This window comes from Candidatus Vondammii sp. HM_W22 (genome assembly GCF_022530855.2).
Classification (GTDB): Bacteria; Pseudomonadota; Gammaproteobacteria; order Chromatiales; family Chromatiaceae; genus Vondammii.
The window spans coordinates 658,115-679,525 of sequence record NZ_CP099567.1 but is presented as its reverse complement, the minus strand read 5'-3'; the positions used below and the strand labels follow the sequence as shown (position 1 = coordinate 679,525).

Annotated in this window: 31 protein-coding genes, 1 tRNA gene and 3 pseudogenes; 18 read left to right on the top strand and 17 right to left on the bottom strand. The window is 47.3% G+C overall.

The window, feature by feature from the left end; all coding sequences use genetic code 11:
• The first annotated feature begins 14 nt into the window (after positions 1-14).
• The 7 genes and pseudogenes from ybgF to MN084_RS03855 all read left to right on the top strand — a co-directional run bounded on the left by ybgF (position 15) and on the right by MN084_RS03855 (position 4,816).
• On the top strand, positions 15-839 hold the full coding sequence (gene ybgF, locus MN084_RS03880; RefSeq protein WP_330178367.1) for a tol-pal system protein YbgF: 825 nt from the start codon (positions 15-17) through the stop codon (positions 837-839).
• A gap of 13 nt (positions 840-852) precedes the next feature.
• Entirely contained in the window at positions 853-1,494 is a 642-nt protein-coding gene (gene queE, locus MN084_RS03875) for a 7-carboxy-7-deazaguanine synthase QueE (RefSeq protein WP_241087141.1), read from the top strand.
• A gap of 43 nt (positions 1,495-1,537) precedes the next feature.
• Entirely contained in the window at positions 1,538-2,212 is a 675-nt protein-coding gene (gene queC, locus MN084_RS03870) for a 7-cyano-7-deazaguanine synthase QueC (RefSeq protein ID WP_241087142.1), read from the top strand.
• A 376-nt stretch (positions 2,213-2,588) separates the two neighbouring features.
• Positions 2,589-2,792 carry a hypothetical protein gene (locus MN084_RS03865; protein ID WP_330178366.1) on the top strand — a complete coding sequence of 68 codons (204 nt, stop codon included), beginning with the start codon at positions 2,589-2,591 and terminating at the stop codon, positions 2,790-2,792.
• A gap of 398 nt (positions 2,793-3,190) precedes the next feature.
• Positions 3,191-3,340 (top strand): annotated as a pseudogene (locus MN084_RS19210) (IS5/IS1182 family transposase); the annotation flags it as partial.
• Positions 3,341-3,482: 142 nt separating this feature from the next.
• The gene (locus tag MN084_RS03860; RefSeq protein WP_241087143.1) at positions 3,483-4,691 is read left to right on the top strand and encodes a YeeE/YedE family protein; all 1,209 of its coding nucleotides are present in this window, start codon (positions 3,483-3,485) and stop codon (positions 4,689-4,691) included.
• Positions 4,692-4,740: 49 nt separating this feature from the next.
• A tRNA-Lys gene (locus tag MN084_RS03855) sits at positions 4,741-4,816 on the top strand.
• Positions 4,817-4,905: 89 nt separating this feature from the next.
• Here MN084_RS03855 and MN084_RS03850 read toward each other — a convergent pair.
• The 10 genes from MN084_RS03850 to MN084_RS03810 all read right to left on the bottom strand — a co-directional run bounded on the left by MN084_RS03850 (position 4,906) and on the right by MN084_RS03810 (position 9,991).
• Positions 4,906-5,688: a hypothetical protein gene (locus MN084_RS03850; RefSeq protein WP_330178365.1), complete on the bottom strand. Its 783-nt coding sequence runs from the start codon at positions 5,686-5,688 to the stop codon at positions 4,906-4,908.
• A 248-nt stretch (positions 5,689-5,936) separates the two neighbouring features.
• On the bottom strand, positions 5,937-6,143 hold the full coding sequence (locus MN084_RS03845) for a hypothetical protein (RefSeq protein WP_330178364.1): 207 nt from the start codon (positions 6,141-6,143) through the stop codon (positions 5,937-5,939).
• Positions 6,144-6,163: 20 nt separating this feature from the next.
• The gene (locus MN084_RS03840) at positions 6,164-6,997 is read right to left on the bottom strand and encodes a DNA adenine methylase (protein WP_330178363.1); all 834 of its coding nucleotides are present in this window, start codon (positions 6,995-6,997) and stop codon (positions 6,164-6,166) included.
• A complete protein-coding gene (locus tag MN084_RS03835; RefSeq protein ID WP_330178362.1) occupies positions 6,997-7,377 on the bottom strand; it encodes a DUF4116 domain-containing protein in 381 nt (126 codons plus the stop codon). Before MN084_RS03835 ends, MN084_RS03840 begins: the two co-directional genes overlap by 1 nt.
• Positions 7,377-7,721 carry a YqaJ viral recombinase family protein gene (locus MN084_RS03830; RefSeq protein WP_330178361.1) on the bottom strand — a complete coding sequence of 115 codons (345 nt, stop codon included), beginning with the start codon at positions 7,719-7,721 and terminating at the stop codon, positions 7,377-7,379. Before MN084_RS03830 ends, MN084_RS03835 begins: the two co-directional genes overlap by 1 nt.
• Positions 7,722-7,872: 151 nt before the next feature.
• Positions 7,873-8,421 carry a hypothetical protein gene (locus MN084_RS03825; RefSeq protein ID WP_330178360.1) on the bottom strand — a complete coding sequence of 183 codons (549 nt, stop codon included), beginning with the start codon at positions 8,419-8,421 and terminating at the stop codon, positions 7,873-7,875.
• Between the two features lie 106 nt (positions 8,422-8,527).
• Positions 8,528-9,187, bottom strand: coding sequence for a hypothetical protein (locus MN084_RS03820; RefSeq protein WP_330178359.1), 660 nt, complete (start codon positions 9,185-9,187; stop codon positions 8,528-8,530).
• Between the two features lie 14 nt (positions 9,188-9,201).
• Positions 9,202-9,342, bottom strand: a complete 141-nt coding sequence (locus MN084_RS03815) for a hypothetical protein (RefSeq protein WP_330178358.1) — start codon at positions 9,340-9,342, stop codon at positions 9,202-9,204.
• On the bottom strand, positions 9,339-9,506 hold the full coding sequence (locus MN084_RS19205) for an NrdR family transcriptional regulator (RefSeq protein WP_445083882.1): 168 nt from the start codon (positions 9,504-9,506) through the stop codon (positions 9,339-9,341). The genes MN084_RS03815 and MN084_RS19205 overlap by 4 nt, the downstream gene beginning before the upstream one ends.
• On the bottom strand, positions 9,503-9,991 hold the full coding sequence (locus MN084_RS03810) for a hypothetical protein (RefSeq protein WP_330178357.1): 489 nt from the start codon (positions 9,989-9,991) through the stop codon (positions 9,503-9,505). Before MN084_RS03810 ends, MN084_RS19205 begins: the two co-directional genes overlap by 4 nt.
• Before the next feature lie 348 nt (positions 9,992-10,339).
• Between MN084_RS03810 and MN084_RS03805 the strand changes: the two genes are divergently transcribed.
• Positions 10,340-10,465, top strand: coding sequence for a YHYH domain-containing protein (locus MN084_RS03805; RefSeq protein WP_330178356.1), 126 nt, complete (start codon positions 10,340-10,342; stop codon positions 10,463-10,465).
• A 173-nt stretch (positions 10,466-10,638) separates the two neighbouring features.
• On the opposite strand, the pseudogene MN084_RS03800 reads toward MN084_RS03805, so the two are convergent.
• The 3 genes and pseudogenes from MN084_RS03800 to MN084_RS03790 form a co-directional block, all read right to left on the bottom strand.
• Positions 10,639-10,854, bottom strand: a pseudogene (locus tag MN084_RS03800) (IS256 family transposase); the annotation flags it as partial.
• Between the two features lie 146 nt (positions 10,855-11,000).
• Positions 11,001-11,858, bottom strand: coding sequence for a hypothetical protein (locus tag MN084_RS03795; RefSeq protein WP_330178355.1), 858 nt, complete (start codon positions 11,856-11,858; stop codon positions 11,001-11,003).
• Positions 11,855-13,012: a DNA cytosine methyltransferase gene (locus MN084_RS03790; protein ID WP_445083881.1), complete on the bottom strand. Its 1,158-nt coding sequence runs from the start codon at positions 13,010-13,012 to the stop codon at positions 11,855-11,857. Before MN084_RS03790 ends, MN084_RS03795 begins: the two co-directional genes overlap by 4 nt.
• Positions 13,013-13,443: 431 nt before the next feature.
• On the opposite strand from MN084_RS03790, the pseudogene MN084_RS03785 reads away from it, so the two are divergent.
• A pseudogene (locus MN084_RS03785) lies at positions 13,444-13,887 on the top strand (transposase); the annotation flags it as partial.
• A 319-nt stretch (positions 13,888-14,206) separates the two neighbouring features.
• On the opposite strand, the gene MN084_RS03780 reads toward MN084_RS03785, so the two are convergent.
• The 3 genes from MN084_RS03780 to MN084_RS03770 form a co-directional block, all read right to left on the bottom strand.
• Positions 14,207-14,668 (bottom strand): hypothetical protein, encoded by a 462-nt coding sequence (locus MN084_RS03780; RefSeq protein WP_330178354.1) that lies wholly within the window; start codon positions 14,666-14,668, stop codon positions 14,207-14,209.
• 145 nt (positions 14,669-14,813) lie between these two features.
• Positions 14,814-15,284, bottom strand: a complete 471-nt coding sequence (locus MN084_RS03775; RefSeq protein WP_330178353.1) for a DUF6932 family protein — start codon at positions 15,282-15,284, stop codon at positions 14,814-14,816.
• A gap of 3 nt (positions 15,285-15,287) precedes the next feature.
• The gene (locus MN084_RS03770) at positions 15,288-15,932 is read right to left on the bottom strand and encodes a helix-turn-helix transcriptional regulator (RefSeq protein WP_330178352.1); all 645 of its coding nucleotides are present in this window, start codon (positions 15,930-15,932) and stop codon (positions 15,288-15,290) included.
• Positions 15,933-16,042: 110 nt separating this feature from the next.
• Here MN084_RS03770 and MN084_RS03765 point away from each other — a divergent pair, with 110 nt between their 5' ends.
• Positions 16,043-16,270 (top strand): YdaS family helix-turn-helix protein, encoded by a 228-nt coding sequence (locus tag MN084_RS03765; protein ID WP_330178351.1) that lies wholly within the window; start codon positions 16,043-16,045, stop codon positions 16,268-16,270.
• 263 nt (positions 16,271-16,533) lie between these two features.
• On the opposite strand, the gene MN084_RS03760 is transcribed toward MN084_RS03765, so the two are convergent.
• Entirely contained in the window at positions 16,534-16,788 is a 255-nt protein-coding gene (locus tag MN084_RS03760; RefSeq protein WP_330178350.1) for a hypothetical protein, read from the bottom strand.
• A gap of 37 nt (positions 16,789-16,825) precedes the next feature.
• Between MN084_RS03760 and MN084_RS03755 the strand changes: the two genes are divergently transcribed.
• From MN084_RS03755 to MN084_RS03720, 8 genes are all read left to right on the top strand, one after another.
• Complete coding sequence (locus tag MN084_RS03755) at positions 16,826-17,107, top strand: hypothetical protein (protein ID WP_330178349.1); 282 nt, start codon at positions 16,826-16,828, stop codon at positions 17,105-17,107.
• Between the two features lie 133 nt (positions 17,108-17,240).
• Positions 17,241-17,546 carry a hypothetical protein gene (locus tag MN084_RS03750; RefSeq protein WP_330178348.1) on the top strand — a complete coding sequence of 102 codons (306 nt, stop codon included), beginning with the start codon at positions 17,241-17,243 and terminating at the stop codon, positions 17,544-17,546.
• A complete protein-coding gene (locus MN084_RS03745; protein ID WP_330178347.1) occupies positions 17,543-18,148 on the top strand; it encodes a hypothetical protein in 606 nt (201 codons plus the stop codon). Before MN084_RS03750 ends, MN084_RS03745 begins: the two co-directional genes overlap by 4 nt.
• Before the next feature lie 186 nt (positions 18,149-18,334).
• The gene (locus MN084_RS03740; RefSeq protein WP_330178346.1) at positions 18,335-18,610 is read left to right on the top strand and encodes a hypothetical protein; all 276 of its coding nucleotides are present in this window, start codon (positions 18,335-18,337) and stop codon (positions 18,608-18,610) included.
• Between the two features lie 323 nt (positions 18,611-18,933).
• Positions 18,934-19,116 (top strand): hypothetical protein, encoded by a 183-nt coding sequence (locus MN084_RS03735; protein ID WP_330178345.1) that lies wholly within the window; start codon positions 18,934-18,936, stop codon positions 19,114-19,116.
• Positions 19,113-19,556, top strand: a complete 444-nt coding sequence (locus tag MN084_RS03730; RefSeq protein ID WP_330178344.1) for a DNA primase — start codon at positions 19,113-19,115, stop codon at positions 19,554-19,556. Before MN084_RS03735 ends, MN084_RS03730 begins: the two co-directional genes overlap by 4 nt.
• The gene (locus MN084_RS03725; protein WP_330178343.1) at positions 19,544-20,266 is read left to right on the top strand and encodes a hypothetical protein; all 723 of its coding nucleotides are present in this window, start codon (positions 19,544-19,546) and stop codon (positions 20,264-20,266) included. Before MN084_RS03730 ends, MN084_RS03725 begins: the two co-directional genes overlap by 13 nt.
• Entirely contained in the window at positions 20,263-21,171 is a 909-nt protein-coding gene (locus MN084_RS03720; RefSeq protein ID WP_330178342.1) for a DnaB-like helicase C-terminal domain-containing protein, read from the top strand. The genes MN084_RS03725 and MN084_RS03720 overlap by 4 nt, the downstream gene beginning before the upstream one ends.
• Positions 21,172-21,411 lie beyond the last annotated feature (240 nt).

Below are 21,411 nucleotides of genomic sequence, written 5' to 3'. Positions count from 1 at the left end.
AGGAATAATTGCTGATGAAATACCTTGTTGGGCTTCTGCTTTCAGCGATGCTGGCGGGACCAGTACTGGCAGCGATGCCACCGTCCCGGCAGGCATTGCCTGTGAAGGGTGTAGAGCAGCGGGTCGATTTGCTGGAACGGAAAGTGAGAGCGCTCTCTGACCTGGTTCTTCGACTGAATACACTACAACGGGAAGTGCAGCTGCTGCGTGGTGAGGTTGAGGTGCAGAATCATGCATTGGATGCCCTGAAAAAGCGTCAGCGTAACCTCTACCTGGATGTCGATCGACGCTTGAGCAGTATCTCAACAGGCGTGGTACCTGCAGCCCATGGGACAGCGATGCCAGCACCAGCCGCCATTCCATCTGCACCCTCTGCATCCACTCCCCCAAGGGAGCAGCTGATGCAGACACCGGCCGTGGTCCAGCAGCCTACCGGAGGTGCGGCTGATCCTGTGGTTGAAGAGGCAGAATACCGTGCTGCCTTTGAGATACTGATGCAGCATCGCTATGGCGATGCAAGCAAGGCGTTCCGGGGTTTCCTGGGGAAATATCAGGGCAGTGCTTTTTCTGACAATGCCCAGTACTGGCTGGCAGAAGCGAGCTATGTCACAAGGGACTTCGATGCAGCGCTGGTCGAGTTCAGGAAGGTTATCCAGGATTACCCGGAGAGTTCTAAAGTACCTGACGCGCTGTTGAAAACCAGTCTTATCCAGTATGAAAAACAGCAGTGGTCGGAAGCCCGCGAGACATTGGAGACGCTGATCAATAACTATCCCAGCTCTACTGCCGGCCGCCTGGCCGGTAAACGCCTGGAGCGTATGCGAACCGAAGGACGTTAGCGCCCTTATCTCTATGTCCCATTTGCGTATTACCGAAATTTTCTACTCCCTCCAGGGTGAGTCGAGCAGCGTGGGATTTCCCACGCTGTTTATTCGTCTTACCGGCTGCCCCCTGCGCTGTGGTTATTGCGATACCATTTACGCCTTCAGAGGCGGTGAATGGATGGCCTTGCCTGACATTCTGCAACAGGTGGCAGATCATCAGCCCCGATACATCACCGTTACCGGCGGAGAGCCTCTGGCTCAGCGCGAATGCCTGGAACTGCTGATTCAGCTTTGTAATGCCAATTACAAGGTGTCACTTGAGACCAGCGGTGCTGTGGATGTGTCGGCCGTTGATCCACGGGTGGTGAAGGTGATGGACATCAAGACTCCCGGTTCAGATGAGGTTGAACAAAACCTTTTCGAAAACCTGGAGTATCTCAGCCCGGTAGATCAGGTGAAATTTGTCATCTGTGACGAAGCGGACTACCTCTGGTCAAAACAGCAGCTGGAACAGCGATACCTGACAGATCGTTGTGAAGTTCTCTTCTCACCAGCGTTAGGTCGACAGGATGCGACTGAGCTGGCCGACTGGATCATCCGCGACCATCTTCAGGTGCGTTTCCAGATACAGCTGCATAAATATCTGTGGGGTGATGTAGCAGGTAAATAGTGCCTGTATAATGCTGGCAAATTACGCCGCCAGATAACGCAAAATGAAAAAAGCAGTCGTCCTCCTCTCCGGCGGTCTTGATTCGGCCACCCTCCTCTCCATTGCCCATGACCAGGGATATGAATGCTACGCCTTGAGCATAAACTATGGGCAGCGGCACTCCACCGAACTCAATGCAGCAAAGCGGCTGGCCGGTTTACTGGGTGCTGTGGATCATAAAATCATCCCTATTTCTCTGGACTCCTTTGGCGGCTCGGCGCTGACGGACGAGAGCATCGACGTGCCGGAACAGGAGAGTGAAGGCATTCCGATCACCTATGTGCCTGCCCGAAATACCATATTCCTCTCATTGGCCCTTGGCTGGGCCGAAGTTCTGGAGGCAAGGGATCTCTTTGTTGGGGTGAATGCAGTGGATTACTCTGGATACCCTGACTGCAGGCCGGAATTTATCAACGCCTTTGAGCAACTGGCCAACTTGGCGACCAAAGCCGGAGTGGAAGGGGGTAAATTCCATATACGTGCCCCTTTGATCGACCTGACCAAGGCAGAAATCATCAAACAGGGAACTGCGCTGGGTGTGGATTACGGCCTCACCATCTCCTGTTATCAGGCGGATGGCCAGGGGCGTGCTTGCAGTCTGTGTGATTCTTGCCGCCTGAGAAAACAAGGATTCGAGGATGCGGGAGTGCCTGACCCTACCGCCTATTCTCATATCTGAGTTTTTCCTTTACCGCACTGCACAACCTTTTCAAGAGCTTATCTCACTGCGGGGAATGGCAGTGAATCAAGCTAAGGAACCTCTGATCTATTCCGTTCGCAACTCTCTCAGATCTTAAATCTCTCGCACCCATTGTCGCGATTACCCGAAAAGATGAACGGGGAAAAACTCGAGGCTGACATTGATATCATTTACAACGAAGGTACTGGCCAGCTCCCGTTACCCACTCGTTTACTGGCGATACCTCAAGTACACCTTTAATGAGAGCGATTAAAGCGTTGTGAAACGCTGGGTTAAAAACTCATATTGGCCGTCTTTACACCCCTCCAGGCTGGTTCGTTGACGCAACCGGATCGGTAATAAATTTGACGCGCTGTTGAAACAAACCATCGAGCTAGCGCTGAATACTAAAGCAATGAGCTTGCGTGAGTTAGAGCACGTCAATGTGGACACCACCGTTCAAGAGAAGGCCATCACCTTTCCAGCAGAGATGCAAAGCTCTACCATAGAATACGTGACCTATTGGTGTCTGCGGCTCAAAACAGCGGCACCAAATGACGCCAGAGCTATGTCAAGGTAGGAAAGAACGCGTTGATCATGCAAGGACGATATTCTCATGCTCAGCAGATGAAGCGTTCAGCGAGGCAGACTGGAAAACCCAAAACGTTTGGGCCAAGTGATGAGAGACATTGAGCGTAAGGCACAGTATAGAAGCGCTACGAGTTTGGCAATAAAGCCTCATTCGTGACCAGATCCAAAGGCAACTGGTTAGTTGGCGCATAGCGTTTGGGCGGGTAACCCCTGTGATGAGCATACACTCTTGGCGGCCGATTGAACAAGCGGAGAGTTTAAACAGCCGAAAACTCAAGAATGCATATTGTGCATCCGGGCTACTCTGGGTACCGCGTAGGCGATAAAATTGACGTTAAGCTCTGTGGCGGGTTCCTTAAGAGGGCGACTCGATCAACCTGAAAATGGGTAAAGCGTCGAACCGCTATCGAGCCGGTTATTAGGCACCTTAGATCAGACAATAGGCTAAGTCGAAACTACCTTAAAGCTGAATGTGGTAATGAAGCTAATGTGGTTTTGGCGGCAGCAGGATATAATTTAGCCAAGTTGTTAGCTTGGTTTTATTGTGCTTGGATAAGGTTAGCGGGAAATCGTATGATTATTCCAAAATGGGCGGAGAATCAGATCCTTAGCCTGATACTGATACTGATACTTCAGGGACAACCAATTATACTGATAAAAGTCATATCCGGAGGTTTCAATGGAGCTTGAGATTACCACGCAGGTAGTCCTGCTGGGTGGCGTGCTGGCATTTATTCTTGGCGCGGTAGCCAGTAAAACCAACTTCTGTACCATGGGTGCAGTTTCCGATTGGGTCAACATGGGCGATACCGGCCGCATGCGAGCCTGGTTCATGGCCATGGCTGTGGCGATTATCGGCGTCACCGTCCTGGAGGCAATGTCGCTGGTCGATGCATCCGCCTCGCGTGTACCCTATCGCGGCAGTCTCTTCTTTTGGCCACGTTATATTCTTGGCGGTCTGATGTTCGGTGTCGGCATGACCCTGGCCTCGGGTTGTAGCAATAAGAACCTGATCCGCATCGGTGGCGGCAACCTGAAATCGACTTTTGTCCTGGTAATAGCCGGTGTCATGGCTTATCTGATGACACGCACCGATTTTTACGGCGTTGTCTTCCATAGCTGGATGCTGCCCATCAGCCCTGATCTTGCCGGGATGAACATCAATGATCAGAGTGTAGGGACCATCATCGGCTCCCTGGTCGGGCTGGAGAATCCGATTCAGCTCAATTTCTATATCGGATTTATACTGGCACTGGGACTCTTGGCTATTGTTTTCCGCTCGAAGGATTTCCGCTCCAGCCTGGACCTGGTTCTGGGTGGGCTGGTGGTCGGCCTGGTTATCATCGGTGGCTGGTACATCACCGGCGGCCCTATGGGGCAGGAGTGGATGGAAGCCGTTGAGTTCATGGACGATCCACCACCCAGCACCGGCACCCAGTCATATACCTTTATCAACCCAATGGGTGAAACCCTGAGCTACCTGGCAAGCCCTGCCAGCTTCGACCTGATCACCTTCGGTGTCTCTGCCCTGCTTGGGGTTATCCTAGGGTCATTCGTCTATGCCATATTCAGCAGAAGCTTCCGTATCGAGTGGTTCGTCAACCTCAGTGACTTCACCTACCACGTGGTAGGCGCCGTGTTTATGGGTATCGGCGGTGTTCTCTCTATGGGCTGCACCATCGGCCAGGGAGTAACCGGGGTATCAACACTTGCCATCGGTTCATTCATCACCATGGGGGCCATTATCCTCGGGAGTGCGCTGACCATGAAAGTGCAATACTACAAAATTGTCTACGAAGAGGAAGCAACCGTAGCCAAGACCCTGGTCACCGGTTTGGTCGACCTGAAACTCCTCCCTGAGAGCCTGCGCAAACTGGAAGCCATCTGAGCGTTGACTGCGGTGCAGGGTACTGTATAATTCCGCGCTTTCATTGGAAGGGCCGTTAGCTCAGTTGGTAGAGCAGTGGATTTTTAATCCATTGGTCGGGCGTTCGAGTCGCCCACGGCCCACCAAATTTAATAGCATTATCAATAAGTTAATGTGATTCTAAAAATGCGGAAATTGCGAATTCCAAAAATAAATATGATTTTCCCAAAACAACTCATTTCGTTGGCTCAATATCGATGGGCTTTCTGTCGTAGACATGGACCATCCTGGGGTCTTTGTGGCCTCCAGCTCTCTGCTTGTCGCCCGGGGTGTCGGTGATCCCCTTGGCTTTTAGGTCGTGTATTGTGAACCGCTCTCCCTGCCATTTTTCCCGCATAAATCGACCCCAGGCTGTCTGTACCGTGGACTCTGACAGCCGGTCACCGCAGCGACCTTGAATCAAGTGTTTTCCGAATAGATTTATCCTCAGAATTTTTGCCGCATCAACCGCAGATTTGAGCGCTGGGGACCACCGGGTAATGGCGTCCCTGCTGCCCTTCCGTCGGTGCAGATAGATGCCCTCGTCAAGCACGTCATCCCGCGTCAGATCCAGCACCTCTGACAGTCTGGCGCGCAATAAATATGCCAGCTCCATAATTATCGGGAGATATCCAGACAGTTCGGATTTTGCGGCCTCGAACTCGGCATCAGTAACGTAGCGAGTACGTGCACGTTCCTCGTTTCTCCTGACGCCCTTGGCCGGATTGATTGTGACTCCCCCCAGGTCCCGCTCAATTGCCCATGAGAATACTAAACTGATATATGATTTTTCCCGGTTTCCACCGATGCATGCATCCTCTTTTTCTCGTTGATCTAAATATTTTCGTACAGTTGGAATAGTCCAATTTTTTAACGGGATGTCTCCGAAATATCGCCCATCCTCCAGCATTTTTGAACAGATGCGACGATGATACCCTCGGTAATCCTGTTGAGTAGATGCCGCTTTTTTTAGGAACATCAGGGAATCTTGATATTGTTTTGACAGCCAGCGGAATGTTTTTGTCCTTCCGCCAGCGGGGATAGTCATTTTTTCGTATACGGCCCATACTTGGGCGAGCGTCGCTTCTCCGCTGCACAATCGTTTTTCTGTTTGTTTCCGGGTCTCTGGATTGTATTCAACGAGCACATATCGCCCTTTTTTGAGATAAACATATTCCGGCAACTTCTGGTTTTTTCTTGATCGCGGGCGGGGAGCCATATCTAATTCTAGACAAATTCAATGTCTTCCGAGTGGTTATCATCATTTCCGACACCCATCGCGGTATTCACAGCGTTAATTGTTGTACATACCGTACCACCAGCACCGTACAGCACAGGTATCCCCTGGGCGCGCAAATTTTTCTCTAGATCTGCTCTGCGTTTGCAGTTCATCCAGACCATTAGATCGGCTTCTGTGACTAATGCAATGTTCAAAAAATCACCTTCTATTCTCTCTACAGCGCCAGACTAAGTTGTATTTGCCCGTTTGCGCAATTTTGGTTTAGCCAGATGCATTCAGTTCGTACCGCCGTGCCTCTGCCGGCACTTATCCGCGCTGACGTTGACCGCTTTTCCCAGCTTCTCAGCAGGTCGTTATAGATATCGCTGTCGTAACCAGAAACAACCACCATCCCGGTAACCTGATTCAGGTGTTCCAGCAATTGAACATGATCATCATTAGTTAATTCATGGTTATAACATCTGTTTTTGCCCATCTGTCTCGTGGAATGGACATAGGGCGGATCAATAAAAAATAGTGTATCCGGTCGGTCGTGATTTTTAATGCATTCAATCACAGGTTTGTTCTCGATAAGAACACCATGCAGACGATCCAAAAAACCTATAATCAGATCTGGATACCTGGCCCATAGGTGTGCCGCTGGCCCGTGTTTACGCGCGCTATCGATGCGGAACCCCGTTTTATTTTTGGTTGATCCAGCCGAGCGAAATCCCATGTGTGCGCGGATCAATGTCCGTCGTGCCTGCTCTACTGGGTCGTCCGTGGATTCATAGCTGATATTGAACTCAGCACGGGAGAAGGGCGTTACCAATAACTGTCGCTGAAGTTCATCAGCTAGATCTTTGTCCTGCATCACTCGGAAAACATTAACGATATCCCCATCGAGATCATTGTAAACTTCGCTCATCGACCGTGGTTTTTGCAATAAAACACCAGCAGCCCCGCCAAATGGTTCTACGTACGTGTAGTGGTCCGGGAAAAATGACATGATCCACGGTGCTAATCGATATTTAGCGCCGTGATATCGCATGATTGGGCTAGTGATCATTACATAACCCTCACGGCGTATACGGGTTTGACCCCCGGTACGAACTGTAGCTCCGCTCCATTTTGTTCTACTGCCGCCTGACATACTTCAATGGTCTTGTAGGCTTTCGGTACATAATCTAGCGCTCGTTCATACCGCATTACTGCCGATAAGCACATTTTTCGAGTTTTGAGAGCTTCAGGGACGAATTCTAGTGCCAATCCATTTTGTCGTACGGCCTTCCGGCACATCTTTGAGGTTTTGAGAGCTTCAGGTACAGATTTCAGCGCTAACCCATCTTGTCGTACGAGATTCAGATACATTTTTTCAACACCATCTTGGGTAAAAACCTCAACAATGTTGATCATATCAATTGCTATTAAAGCGATTTCTGTAGACATTATTTGCTCCATAAAATAGTCAGTATTTCGTCGCGCATCGCAATTACTTCATTGATTCCGAGTTCAAGCGCTTTATGCAGAACTGGATCAGCTTTCACTCGGTAAACAAATAGAGGTAGATCAGGATGGTATGAAACGTAATCACACCACACACGCCCTGCTATCCACATCTGTCCTTGAATCTGCGCAATGTTTTCAGAGTGAGGCACACCTTTAACAATGGTATTAACTTGAATTTCTGCTTTCCGGCATTTGATCTCCACCATGCCACCTGTGCCGATCAATCCATCAGGCGAACAGCCGTAAAGCTCTTTGTCATCAGTGATAAATCCAATCTGTTCCACAGAGAGTCTCTTCGTATTCAGCGCGAATTATTTGAGTACCGTTAATGAATTCGGGTTTTATATTCATTGCACTGCCTCCTATTAAATGCCTGAGCCGTAGCCGTTGCAGAAGCCTGGGTCTGAGCCTGAGCCGGTTTCAGAATATCTATCTCTAATCTGCTTGAACGAACTCCCCATTTTCATCAAGCGAATACCACGTGTCAGGTTTTATTCCGTTATCTCCAACTTTGCTGGCACGGATGTGGATTAACTCACCGGTGCTGTCTCTGTAACACACTACGATAGCTCCGGTTTCGCCTGATTTGGCTCTGCCTTTGTAACCACTGCTAAAGGCAATGCCAGATATACCGCTATTTGATGCAGTGCCATGCGTACCACTGTTTGTTGCAGTGCCATGCTTACCACTGTTTGATGCAGTGCCTTCATACCCTCTGTTTGATGCAGTACCCTGGTAGCCGCTGTTTGATGCAGTGCCACGCGTACCACTGTTTGTTGCAGTGCCTTCATACCCTCTGTTTGATGCAGTACCCTTCTCACCAGTATTGAATGCAGCGCCACTCCATTCGCTATTTGACGCAGTGCCCCGGTAGACGCTATTTATTGCAGTGCCCTGCTCACTCTCATTATGCGGGTGTTTTAGTTCCTGTAGTTCCTTGTTTGTTTGGCTGCTGTTATCATCATCATTATTTTTAATGGTCATTTCCTTTCCCTTGTCTATTCTGCTGATGTGGCTAGGGCTGAGCCGTTGTAATATTCACTGATTAATTTATTAGCTTTAGCCACTGATTCAGCGTGTTTGATTTCGACTATGTTGAAGCTTCTGGCATCTCAATGAACTCACCATCTTTATCGAGTGAATACCACGTATCAGGCTTTATCCCGTCATCTCCAACTTTGCTGGATCGGATGTGGATTAATTCACAGTCTTTATTTCGGTAACAGACCACGATAGCTCCAGTTTTCCCCGATCTGGCTCTGCCTTCGTAACTCCCATTAAAGGCGATGCCGGACGTACCACTATTAGATGCAGTGCCTTGCTTGCCGTTATTGGACGCAGTACCCTGGTAGCCGCTGTTTGATGCAGTGCCATGCGTACCACTGTTTGATGCAGCGCCCCACAGACCACTGCTTAAAGCCGCTCCATACACTCCGCTGTTTGATGCAGTGCCGTGCTTACCACTGTTTGATGCAGTGCCTCGGTAGCCGCTGTTTGATGCAGTGCCTTGAAACCCGCTATTTGATGCAGTGCCTTGACCACCACTGTTTGATGCAGTGCCGTGCTTACCGCTGTTTGATGCATTGCCCTGGTAGCCGCTATTTGTTGCAGTACAGAAATTACTCTTGTTATGCTGTTTTTTAAACGGCATTACAAATTTTAGTATGTATTTAACAGCTTCTCTGAGTAGTTCCTGTAGCTTAATTTTCAATTGGCTGCTGTTATCATCATCATTATTTTTAATGGTCATTTCCTTTTCCTTGTCTATTCTGCTGATGTCGCCAATGCTTTAATGCCTGTTCGCTGCGCTTCAGGAATTGCAGAGCCCTCAATAGCTAGATCACGGGCATCACACAGATCCTGCAATGATTTCTGTACAGCTATGTTGTGATCGGGTCGGCTCATTTTGTGGCCTCTGTGGGATGTATCCTCGATGTCTTGATTCTCTCGACAGTCGAAAACTTGAAACCGCAGTCGCTACAGGTTCTCCGACGCCACTTTCCTTTTCCGTCTGGTTTTGTAGAAATCACGGAAGATTTACCGGAACCGCATTTCGGGCAGGCGATCATGTGCGCATGCCATTGGATGAAAGTGTTATATGTAGTAAAATGAGCAGAGAACAAACGCGTTGTTTAGCGTTTAGTGATGAAAACGCATTGGTGGAGATGCCGGTCTTTTTCTTGTCGTGCTCTGAAGCATCTGCGCCTTTGATAAACGGCGAAGGTAATAAGTATCTTCGGAGAGACAGACTTAATCTGTCGGTTGCGAAAGGAGAATGACCATGGCTACAAAACCATGTCAGCCTTGCAAAACACCACCGAGAGAGCCAAAGACCGTGCCTGTCAAGCCCCATCGGCGGAGTTCGCCAAGAAAGTGCAACTGAAATTAAGTAGGTTGTAAGCGTGACCGGCGTCTCCACCAGTGCGTTTTTAGCGTAGCGTATTTCGACGCCATCTTCCGCAGCCATAAAATCCCTGTCTGCTTTCGGGCATTGATTCATCTCTGCATCAATATCGGATTTCGTGATCTCAGGTTTCAGTCTCGATGGTTCCATTGCGATACCCTGTGGCGTGGCGGTCATTTGTTGTATGGAATAGCAAAATACTACCATGGTATTATTATACAGTCAATACTATAGTAGTATATTTTCCATATGGCACAAAAAAGCCCCACTTAAGGGGCGTGTCGATCATATTTATGAAATATCTTATTGATCTAGATCAAACAGTTACGGCTAACTGTTATGTTAGTCCATTCAGTGTCTGGAAATACTGTTAGTTCTATTAATGTAAAATGAGGTAAAAGGTGATGGTAAGATATTGTATTGACCTAGATCAAACAGTCCGGCTAACTGTTATGTTACAAAGAAAACTTCCAATAGAATGATAAAAGGGACGTGATAATGAAAAGGCTACTTTTAATCTTGGCAGCACTGTCATTTACAGGTGTGGTATGGGCGCATAGCGGTGGGACGGATGCTTTTGGATACCATATGGACCACAAGACAGGCGTGTATCACTGCCACTAATTCTCTGCGTTGATGAAGATAAAGAAGCCCCGTATTTACGGGGCTTTTTATTACCTCTAAAGTTTAAGAAATACTTGCAGGATGATGAAAACTCAAGATTTTCCAGCTTTATTTCTATTTCACGCGCGGTGGGTATGGAGATGAATATCAGACCTGGTGTTTAGCCAGTTGAATCAAGCGGCGACCTGATCGACTCTTGCTACCTCAACACCCTCTTTAAATTTGATTCCGGTTATCACCTTCGCCAGATAACCGAAACCCCGTAATCGTCTCCACTTCTTCTCGGCACACAGGCCGAGTTTGAACATCATGTGTAGCATGCTGCCACGCGATAGGCAGCCCTTGGAACGCTTAGTTCGATGGCGGATTGTTCCGAAGGTGGATTCAAGGTCTAGCGGCAAAGACAAAGTTCAAAAGAGAGTAGGAGGTGGGGGGATAGGCAGGTGTAGATAGCATGCTTTTTATTCGAGCAATGTATCTTAACTTTTCACGGAGCGCATTGTTTTACTGGGTTGCGCGCTTGCACCCTCGAAAATTACGACCTTCGAATAGGCGTTGCTTTTGATTCTTGTTGCACTTCACCATTGCGGCTTACCTGGGTTTTACGAACAACATCTTTACCCCTATTTTTTACCTCAAAGGCTACAGAATTAACCTCTTCGTCCAACCCTTGGAAACACTCATGGAAGGCTTTGAGGATTTCGACGTTTTCAATTTTTTGAGGCTGAGGACTTGGGTTATTTCGCTGGCTTGGTATTGTCGCTGGCATAACATATATACAGGGAGGCGGAAGTTTAAACGGCCCTACTTCTGTCATACGTCCAGCATCTTCTTCGATTTTAGGACAGGGACGCCCTAACGTGCCACATACCATGTCCCAGATAATGACCCCATTAACAAGCTGACTGCGGTGTATAATCTCTGCACTTAACCTTGTATGGATGCCAGACCAAGCATTACGCTGTGGATCAGCCCCTAGATTTGTACAGAGACTCCAGAGCACAAATTCTTCAGCATGAGGCGGGCGTTCAAAAATATTAGTGTTATTCCCGTCAAGACAGCCTTTAAGTTCTATAATTGCTGTTTTACCAGAATTGAGTTGTACCGAATAATCATGGCGGTTTGCTTCGCTCGCAGACCCCCACTCGTCGATAAAATCGTTATCTTGCATGTGGTTTAATACATGTTGCACAAACTCGCGCTTACCACGCATTGTGGCTGAAAACTGGCCACGAATACGTTCAATGGAACCACGAAAAAGCCCACTATTATAAAATTCGCTCTCAGACAAACCATGGGAACCTAACGTATGGGACTCGGTTTTTAATACTTCCGCGAACTCTTCGATCTTTTTTCGAAGTTCCTTATTCTGCCTGCAAGGTATAATGTTCATGCAGCTTCCCGTGATTTATTATTTTGATGATGAAGAACAGCCTCAATAATATTTGAGGCAAGATGTCTAACTACAGGTACAACTACGCCATCTCCCATTAAGTGGTAGGACTCGTTGTAATTATCTGGCAGTTGATAATCATCGGGCAGCCCCATTAAACGTGCTGTTTCCCTGCTTGAAATCAAGCGAGAGCGCACTTTTCTGCCTTCAACTATCATAATAAGTTGGCGACTTGAACCTCCTGCTGGCGTTCTTAAGCAGCCAGCGACATCATCAAAGCGCACCTCTGCACGCTGCACTTTACATCTATTTTCATCCATTCTCGTGCGTTTGTAGATCGCACCAACCATCTTCTTTCCTGCCCGTTTGGCCTGCTTGACTTTATTGAGGTTTACTTCGCTCATCATAGAAAGAAGCTTGCGAGTTTCAACAGCAGAATGCCAAGGTACGCACTCTGGGTCTTCTTCGATAAGATCTGAAAAATTGGTCTTGCGCGCTGAAGGTGTTTCTATATCCCACCATACCCAGCTTTTCTTTGTTTTGGCTGACAAATTTTCGTAGGCTCCTATTAAAGCGCGTGTATGCCACAGAGATGAAGGTGAATTAACTTTAACTTTCTCAGGAATATCAAGTCCTTGCTGAACACCAATAACAAAAAGGCGTGGACGCGATTGCGGTACAAACAAGGCCGCATCGATAACAACAGCACCAAATTGATAGCCCGCACGCTCAAGCGTTGAACATATAGCCTCGAAGTCTTTGCCCTTATGCGAAGTCAAAGTGCCGCATACGTTTTCAAGCACAACAACTTTCGGAGCTCGATCCTCTTTGCCTAAATCAATCATCAAGTCCCAAAAAGGCCAGAATGTCCCGGAGCGCTCCCCTTTAAGGCCCGCGCCACCGCCGGCCAAAGACAAATCTTGGCACGGAAATGAGGCCCACGCCAGATCACTTTGGCTTGGTAAGTCCTTCGTTGTTACTGTACGGACATCTGCTGTTTTAAGGTCATCATCACCCCAGTTATTACGGTATGCTTTGCCTTTTTTATGATCAAAATCATTGGCAAAGAGGCACTCCCAGTCCGAGCCAAGCCCTGCTCTCGCCATACCGCCCCCGGCAAAAAATTCATAAAATAAGCCGATTGATGTCGTCATCGACTGCCCTCCCTAGATGAAACAGGTCGCAGAAAAGGTAGTTGCAACTCCTGATGTTTATTCTGTTCTAGCAGCTGTCCAATCGCATGCCGCCCAAGCCAAGCCATGGAAACGTTATTCTCTTTAGCCAAGGCTGCTAGCGCTATGTATTCGCTCTCTAACAAATTTACAGATACTCGATTTTTAGAGCCCACGGCTTGTTCACCATTCCGTCCCGTAAAGTGCAGCAAAGTGCTGCACTTTACGGGATAATAGACTGAACCAGTTTATAGTTCAAGTTGCGTGCGGGCATTATGCAATCTATAGGAAATCATAGACCCAAGAAATGAGTTATAACTGAAAGTGGTGTTTGAAAGGAATTGAAAAAGAGCGGCGTATCTGGTTGATTTGTTGTTGCGAGACATCAAAACAACCATTGGGGATACGCCACCATGAGTAAGAATAGCGTTGTTAAGCTGGCAGTTCGAGATGCGATTATCGATCCGCTGATAGAGTTGCTGAGAAGCGGTGCGGAGCAGTTGATCTACCAGGCGGTGGAGGCCGAGCTGCCAGAGCTGTTGGCGGAACACGTCGAGCGACGGACAGAGGATGGCAAGGCGGGTGTGGTGCGTAATGGTCACCTGCCAGCTCGTAAACTGCGGACAGGATTGGGGCCGGTCACGGTCAAGATCCCCAAAGTTCGGGCGAAGACCGGCGAGCCGGTGACGTTCCGATCAGCTCTGGTGCCGCCGTATGTACGCAAGACGAAGTCACTGGAAGCGGCGCTGGCGTGGCTCTAGCTGAAGGGGATTTCCAGTGGAGAGATGGGTGAAGCCCTGAAAGTGCTGGTGGGTCCGGATGCAACAGGCTTGTCGGTCGGCACGGTGTCGCGTCTGTTGCTTGCGACTCACCCATGCGCGATCCATGTTAATTCCTCGATAGCAAAACCGCCTCAGATCTGATCTTACTTGTTATAGGATATTGCAGCAAAGGGGGCGTCTACCGCTGCAAAAATCCAGGTGAGTGTCAGGATCAATATTGTAAGCGGAACCGGAACCGGAACCGGAAATAATAGTGCTGCTATTTGAATAAGAATAATTCCATATAATACATTTACATACAACAAACCAATAGGGCCAAGCAAAACTGCAAGCACGAAAGCGAACACAGCAGATTTCTCCCGATCTTTAACATCATGCAGGACCGTTTTTGCTTCTATTTTACGCGCCGCAACATTAGAGCGGCTAGACCTAGAATGACAGCGCCAATTAGCCAGATAAAAAGAATAAATACAGCGCTGAAAATAAGTGAAGGATCAAATGTGCCAAAATAATCAAATGTGCTAATTGAGGATAGCGTAGCAACAAACCATAAGGCTCCATCCTTATGTTGTTCAATAAATTGAACTGCCAATAAAGCCATTGCTATGTTGTAAAGAAAAAACAGAATGATAAATAAGATCTCAAGAGCACCTTTTGCAGGTTTGTTAACCTGGTTTCCGCAGTTTTGGCACACTTTGGCGAACTGACTAACCTCTTTGCTACATTCATTGCATGAAATAAGGGCCATTACTTCATCTCCGTGATTGAGTCTGTAAAGTTTTCTGTGTAACTGCCTAAGGTTAAATATATTCTGCTGTTTGTCTGAGAAAGGAAGTGCAGATTTAGTAAGCTGCAATGGCTTTTTCCTTTTGAATACAACTATCGATCTCGTTGAAACGTTAGTGTTTATCTCTAATTTCCGCTACAACTATTAGACAGCGTATTGGTCGTCCTCAACGCCACCAGCGGTCGAGATTGACTAGTGCCCAGTTGCTTGCGACTCACTCATGCATCCATTGTGTCACCTCAATAATTCCCCGTTTATCTTTGATGTTAATATTTCTAACGATTCCGTTCTTTTTACCTGCATACTGAAAAAAAGAAATAAAATCATTTAATCCGGGTAGGTTAATAGAAAAGTAGAAATCGAGGCTGGATACTAAGAGTAGCCTATCATGCGCTGAACTTATTATAAGATACCTTGAAAAAAGAGAAGGGCTAAGTGTATGAATGTTAATTTTAATGGTCATTTCTATATCTTCCGGATGCGCATTATCACTAATCATGCTACCCGCTAAAAATAACTGTGCATCTTGAAATACTGCCAATTCCTGGACGGAAAAATCATGTGCATTTCTTATTAACATAAAGCGATCAAATGTAAATCCAAATCGATAATAGACATCATTCCATCCCGCTTGATATATGCCTGGTGGCAAGAGTCCCCTATTATCTATGGACGGAATCGTCACCGATTACTTGTAGTATTTCGAGCTTATAGATTGAAGAACTAACAGCATTGTCGCCATTTCATCCTCTGGCAAATTAGCCATTAATTCCAGCGCTTTCTGCTTTGCGGCTCCCCCTTCATTGTAAGCCACAAAAAGCACCTTCAGTTCTTCTGGCATAAGGTATTGGTCTGGGGTTTTTCCTTCAGTTTCATGCGCCGAATCGATTGGCATCCCAGTATGTTCACGATCCATCCAATCAGCAGGTAAAGACAACTCCTTTTCCATCTTTCTGGCGGTTTCCTCAGTAATTTGGCGCGTCCCGAGTTTTAGCTGACTTATATACCCCGGTGTTTCGTTCAAAGCGGCGGCAAGTTTCGCTTGATTATTACCATATTTCACAATCAGGAGCTTTAAGTTTTCGACTCGTAATATTAATTTATCCATATCGATCTTGGTATCTGAGGACTCCATTTTGCCTTCTTCAGACGAAAGCCATGCAGGACTTATATTAAGGGCTCTAGCCAATGCAATATCGAATGTAGAGGCTTCTTGGTCGCCACGTTCTATTTTTGAGATTGACCCCTGTTTTACCTCTGACTTTTCTGCCAATTGATTTTGAGATAGCCCTCTGTCTTTGCGCGCATAGCGCAGTCGTTCTCCATATTTCATAAAGGCAATCTTACTACGTAAGTAGTGGTTAGTATAACTACCAAAGTATTGACATAAATAATACTTTGGTAGTATTCTGGCATGGAACTGAAAACAGCGGGTTGTGTGAAATGGCAAAAAAAGTACTAAATGAGGCATTAGCCAGAGCAATTGATCTTGCCGATGGCCAATCTGCTCTAGCTGAAAAAATCAGTAAACGACAGGGGGATATCTGGTCATGGCTGTACCGTACTGGTGTCGTTCCCACTGAATACCTGATTCCTATCGAAAAAGCGGTCAACGGTAAAATTACGATCCGTGAACTAGCTTCCGGCCATATCAAAGAAGCCGCCCGATGATTTTTCCGTGCCGAAAATCCGATGAACTGTGACCTTTGTGCCCATGGGCTCCCCGGCCATGGGCTTTTTTTATAGGAACTACGATGAATACAAGAGTGAATTTAAGCATGAGCGCCACCCGTTCCTTAGCTAATGGAATGCACGAGTGCCACACGGGTATTACCCGTGCCATCTACGCTCTAGCGAAAGACGGCAAGAGAGATACAGAGGTATTCAATGAGCTTTGTGAACTGAGTGAGGCCATCGAATCATTTATCAACAGCTTACAGCCATCCATTGTCTTCGAGGGTTTTGCGTCGATCGTCCGGCCCAAAGCAGGCGTGACAACTGACCTCAGCAGTTAGCGTGCTGTTTTTTAATACATAGGTAACGTCATGAACAAGCAGTTCGGTGATGCCCTGAATAGGATCGGCGTCTTGCCCAAGTGTAATAGTTTCGCCAACACGCGGAACAGGGCCGTTAGGCACTTCCACAGTGTAGGCGAGCGCATAGGTTTTGGTGAATACGATAATGATCATGGAGCCCTCCCTCAGGGTAGGTTTTTAAGGAACTTATATGGATTCAAACACCATCACAATGAAAATCGACGGCAGTGAGGTATCAATTCTGCTGGATGAGGCCAAGGCAATGCTAGAGCAGCTTGCCGATATCCCTGACGCCCTTCTCAAAGTCCGCGATCTGTTTTCTGAGCTTTCGGAATGTTTCAGATTTGACACTGACAGTAATTTTGCAGCCGGAACAGGTGAACTCACGGTGACTCTCAAGCCATCGGATCGTTTTCTTGGTCTTATGACCACACTCCGGGCAATCAAACGGAACTTCTGTGTTATCCATTGAGCTACGCATAAGGAGACTCCTTTCATGTTGATTTCTGAACGTTGCAATTCTGATTTTGTCCCGGATGGGGTCTCCGCCTTATTGGGTATTTTCATGGGTTATTTATATCTCGAAAGCGGGTGTAAACAGAAAAATGAAAAATCAGCTCTCAATAGACTTCAATCCTGATATTTACGGGCAGTATGATACCTGTAGAGAGTTCATTTTAGAGGATGACGTTCCCAGGGTATGCCGGGAAAATAGGGTGCTGAATAAGGCCATAGCGGCAGATGAGGGTCACCGGTTCACTCTGGATGACCTTGAGCTGTTCATGCAGAAAACCGGGAGTATCGAACCGGTCAAGTACCTCATTTCTAAATATCTCTACAAGCAATCTCCCGACGAAATCCAGAAGCAGATCGACGAACTTGAGCGACTGAAAGCGGAGATGCAGGGATGACTGAATTAATCAGATATGACGCCATGTGCACCGCCATTGCTTCCTGTTACCAAGTAGATGAAGTAAAGGACATCAGGGACAAGGCGCTGGCAATGGAAGCCTACGCAAGGCAGGCATTAAACACCGATGCAGAACGGAAGGCGACAGAGATACGAATCAGGGCAGAGCGTAAGGCCGGGCAGATGATGTCTGAGATGGATAAGACAAAAAACCCATCAGGCATTAACCAGGTTAAGAGCCACGCTAGACCTAAACCTAATGAGTTCAAAGAAGCCAAAGAATCAGCAAATATCTCGGACACCCAGGCCAAGCGCTGGCAGAAACTTGCCGCTGTACCAGAAAATGATTTTGAACAGGCACTCAACACGCCGGCAATAGCATCAACTACCGGAATTATAAAAGCCAACGGACCAAGAGCCGAGAAGCCAATGAACGAAGATGCTCTGTGGTTATGGGGAAGATTAAGAGATTTTGAATCAAAAAAGATATTCAGTTCCGACGTCTCATTTCTTATGAACGAGTTTACCGAATCAATGTGGTCTGATGTGCGAAGAAACGCTGAATCAATGATAACCCTGTGTCAGGAGATTCTATCCGAATGAAACATCTGGATGAAAAGCTATCGAATTACGTTTTACAAGCCATAGATAAATCGAAATCTGAAATAGGAATATCGCCTGCTTATATTGCCTCAAGGGTACTCGCGCTTACTTGATGCTGAATCTATTTCTCCAACGCTTGTAGCATATGGCTGCAACATAAAAATTCGAGATTCGGCAAGGAAGATATTGGGTAAGAAGTTCGGTGTAGACGCAACCCATAATGGCGATCAAGTGGAGATGTTTGAAGGATTGCAGGAGCGTTACCCGGCAAAAAGACATGATGACAGTATGTATATTTTACGGGCTGAAATGACGCTAGACGAAAGACTCCTGATTCCGATGAGACTGAGGAAAGAAGCAAACGAAAAGCTAAAGCATGCCGATGCGTTCGAAGCAGAAACCCTCTATCTCATGGAAGAGGGGTATTTTCTGAAGCAGCCGGATAGCGTAGTCGGCGAATGAACCAACCTGGTCAAAGCACACCATTGGATTACCCGATTACAGGTCAGTGTAACGATTGTGGAGATTGGGGTGAGCTGTATCAAGGACAGTGCCTATGGTGCCGGGATCTTCAAGAGGTGCGGAAGGATCAGTATCAGAGGGCAATGGAGTCGGATATTTGATCAGTTCAAAGACAATGGCTCCCGGATGTAGATCAATAATTCAAGGTTATTGGGCTTGTTCTGAGGGAAGACCAAGAAAGCCGCCAGATTGGCATGCAGGCCACAAAGACAAGGCATGGATAGCGGATTGGCTGAAGGGTTGGGACGATAAAGAGGCGCAGCATGAATGCAGAACAGAGAAACAGGAATCAGCGAAAGCATGAATTAAAAATAAACGAGGCTTATTTCCGACTCTGTACGGCTCTTAATCAACAGGATAAGGCTAATGCATGGGCTGGCATGAAAGCGCTTGTTGATGGACGTTCTGAGAAGCAGGTAAAGGATATGGAGCAAGAGTGGCAATGACTATAGATACTCTTCTATCCCTACTGGAGAAGGTGAGGCGTACAGGTGACGGAAAATACATTGCCTGCTGCCCCGCACATGATGACTCTGACCCTTCCTTAGCCGTAACTGATCTACCAGATGGCAGAATCCTCATTTATTGTTTTGCCGGATGCTCTCCAGGCGCTGTTGTTGAGTCCCTTGGTCTGTCCCTAAACGATCTATTTCCCGATGGTGGTATCGCACAGCATATGCACGGCGGAACACCAGGGTATCGGAAGCAGCAGATACAGAAAGCCAACGATATTGAAACGGACAGATTGATTCTGAGGATGGCAGAGGAGAGCAGGAAGAAGAGGGAAACACTAAGCAGGGATGATTTAGAATTGGAAAAACAGGCATTTTTAAACGTAAGAAACCACGAAAGAAAACGTAATGGAGAGACTCAGTGGCAAGAATAAGAAGCACTCATCCTGAGCAATGGGTGGATGACCAGTTCGTAACCTGTTCTCCACTGGGGCGACTTCTGGCTATCGGAGTTCGGAACTTCGCAGATGATAACGGGGCATTTGAATGGAAACCGATCAAGATGAAAATGCAGATTTTGCCTGCTGACAACTGCGACATAAACGGCCTACTTGATGAGTTATTACAGTCAAATCAGATCATAAAATATTCAGTAAATGGGGGTGAATATGGCCTGATTCGTAACTTCAGAAAGTACCAAAAACCAAAGAAACCATCCTGTAAATTTCCGAAACCGAGTCTCTTGAATGAGTCCGAGTTCGGAACTGAAGAGAGTTTAAACCGGTATCTTTTCGGTACTGGTTCGGAACGAGTGGGTGACTGGTGGGAGAATTTTGAATCAGAGGGAATAGGAATAGGAATAGGAATAGGAATAAAGAAACGCAAGCCGGTTAAACCGGCGTTGCATATTTCGCCTGATTGGCAGCCCGGTGAGAGGTCAGTGGAGATGATTCAGGGCTATGGCGTTGATCTTCGGGATGCAGGAGGTGCAATAGCGGATTTTAGGCGGTGGGCTGCGGAAAGCGGAACAAAGCGGAAAAACTGGGATTTGGTATTCCAAAAAAACCCAGTTGTTAAAACCGCACTCGCAAAGATCGGAAGAAACTCTCACCAGCAGCAAGACGATTTGGCTGGGGCATTATGAAAAAACTCACCAGCAAGGATAAAGATTTTATCGAATTTCTTGGAAGGCAGGAATCGCAGTACCTGATGACCAAGGATACTTGGCGTGATGGCGTAATTGATATCTTCAGTGGCAACGTGGTTGCACTGGGAGATTTCCTACCCTGGAGCAAAACTCACCAAGCGGTCAGGTTACGTCCAGGTGAGGTCAGTGTATGGGCGGGAATCAACGGTCACGGAAAATCAATGGTCACAGGCCAAGTTGCGTTATGGCTGTCACGGCATAGCCGGGTCTGTATCGCCAGTCTTGAAATGAAACCGGAAGCCACGTTGACGCGAATGGTTAGGCAGGCTTCAGGGCTTCACAATCCGTCCGAGGAATGCATCCGGCGTTTTTTTGCTTACGAAACCGACAAGATTTGGATTTATGACCAGCTTGACACGGTTCAGGTAGACCGGCTTATCGGGATGCTGCATTACTCAGCACAGAAACTTAGCGTAAAGCACATTTTCATTGATTCGCTGATGAAGTGCGGGATTGGTACGGATGATTACAACGGGCAGAAAGACTTTGTTGACCGGCTCTGCTGGGTCGCCAAGTCAGAGAATATCCACATTCACCTGATTCACCACATGCGTAAGGGCGATAAAGAGACACATCGCCCTGGCAAGTTCGATGTTCGCGGGGCGTCTGAGATTGTCGATTTAGTGGACAACCTCTTCATTGTTTTCAGAAACAAGGTGAAGGAAGAAAAAATCAGGCAGAAAAAAGAGGTAGATTCGGATGATCCAGATACGGTTCTCACGGTAGCAAAGCAGCGGCATGGCGAATGGGAAGGCTCGATAAAGTTGTGGTTCCATCCGCCGTCACAGCAATTTGTTCCGTACGAAGGCGCAGGCGCTATACCGTGGCCGAATCCAGATTGAGATTCAGCATGAGACCCAATCAATTCAAAACCAAACACGAAGCCCAGAACAAGCGAAACCATACTTCGGCCTGCCTGACCTGCTGGGCGGAATATAAAACAAAAATAAAACTCTGTGATTGTGGCAATGGCGATATCCAATTTTTCCAGAATTGCCAGAATGGCAAAGCCGATGCAGGGGGCGAGATGACAGAAATAGCACTAACATTCCCATGGGCACCACCTGTAAACACGTATTGGC

Excerpts from the sequence above, each read along its gene's own strand:
- MN084_RS19205 (WP_445083882.1), bottom strand. The coding sequence starts at position 9,506 with ATGATCGCCTGCCCGAAATGCGGTTCCGGTAAATCTTCCGTGATTTCT.
- MN084_RS03760 (WP_330178350.1), bottom strand. The coding sequence starts at position 16,788 with ATGATCATTATCGTATTCACCAAAACCTATGCGCTCGCCTACACTGTG.
- ybgF (WP_330178367.1), top strand. The coding sequence starts at position 15 with ATGAAATACCTTGTTGGGCTTCTGCTTTCAGCGATGCTGGCGGGACCA.
- MN084_RS03735 (WP_330178345.1), top strand. The coding sequence starts at position 18,934 with ATGAATGCAGAACAGAGAAACAGGAATCAGCGAAAGCATGAATTAAAA.
- MN084_RS03825 (WP_330178360.1), bottom strand. The coding sequence starts at position 8,421 with ATGACCATTAAAAATAATGATGATGATAACAGCAGCCAAACAAACAAG.
- MN084_RS03730 (WP_330178344.1), top strand. The coding sequence starts at position 19,113 with ATGACTATAGATACTCTTCTATCCCTACTGGAGAAGGTGAGGCGTACA.
- queC (WP_241087142.1), top strand. The coding sequence starts at position 1,538 with ATGAAAAAAGCAGTCGTCCTCCTCTCCGGCGGTCTTGATTCGGCCACC.
- MN084_RS03745 (WP_330178347.1), top strand. The coding sequence starts at position 17,543 with ATGACTGAATTAATCAGATATGACGCCATGTGCACCGCCATTGCTTCC.
- MN084_RS03820 (WP_330178359.1), bottom strand. The coding sequence starts at position 9,187 with ATGACCATTAAAAATAATGATGATGATAACAGCAGCCAATTGAAAATT.
- MN084_RS03805 (WP_330178356.1), top strand. The coding sequence starts at position 10,340 with ATGAAAAGGCTACTTTTAATCTTGGCAGCACTGTCATTTACAGGTGTG.
- MN084_RS03790 (WP_445083881.1), bottom strand. The coding sequence starts at position 13,012 with ATGACGACATCAATCGGCTTATTTTATGAATTTTTTGCCGGGGGCGGT.
- MN084_RS03795 (WP_330178355.1), bottom strand. The coding sequence starts at position 11,858 with ATGAACATTATACCTTGCAGGCAGAATAAGGAACTTCGAAAAAAGATC.
- MN084_RS03860 (WP_241087143.1), top strand. The coding sequence starts at position 3,483 with ATGGAGCTTGAGATTACCACGCAGGTAGTCCTGCTGGGTGGCGTGCTG.
- MN084_RS03850 (WP_330178365.1), bottom strand. The coding sequence starts at position 5,688 with ATGTTCCTAAAAAAAGCGGCATCTACTCAACAGGATTACCGAGGGTAT.
- queE (WP_241087141.1), top strand. The coding sequence starts at position 853 with ATGTCCCATTTGCGTATTACCGAAATTTTCTACTCCCTCCAGGGTGAG.
- MN084_RS03840 (WP_330178363.1), bottom strand. The coding sequence starts at position 6,997 with ATGATCACTAGCCCAATCATGCGATATCACGGCGCTAAATATCGATTA.
- MN084_RS03755 (WP_330178349.1), top strand. The coding sequence starts at position 16,826 with ATGGATTCAAACACCATCACAATGAAAATCGACGGCAGTGAGGTATCA.
- MN084_RS03810 (WP_330178357.1), bottom strand. The coding sequence starts at position 9,991 with ATGGAACCATCGAGACTGAAACCTGAGATCACGAAATCCGATATTGAT.
- MN084_RS03835 (WP_330178362.1), bottom strand. The coding sequence starts at position 7,377 with ATGTCTACAGAAATCGCTTTAATAGCAATTGATATGATCAACATTGTT.
- MN084_RS03720 (WP_330178342.1), top strand. The coding sequence starts at position 20,263 with ATGAAAAAACTCACCAGCAAGGATAAAGATTTTATCGAATTTCTTGGA.
- MN084_RS03765 (WP_330178351.1), top strand. The coding sequence starts at position 16,043 with ATGGCAAAAAAAGTACTAAATGAGGCATTAGCCAGAGCAATTGATCTT.
- MN084_RS03770 (WP_330178352.1), bottom strand. The coding sequence starts at position 15,932 with ATGAAATATGGAGAACGACTGCGCTATGCGCGCAAAGACAGAGGGCTA.
- MN084_RS03750 (WP_330178348.1), top strand. The coding sequence starts at position 17,241 with ATGAAAAATCAGCTCTCAATAGACTTCAATCCTGATATTTACGGGCAG.
- MN084_RS03815 (WP_330178358.1), bottom strand. The coding sequence starts at position 9,342 with ATGAGCCGACCCGATCACAACATAGCTGTACAGAAATCATTGCAGGAT.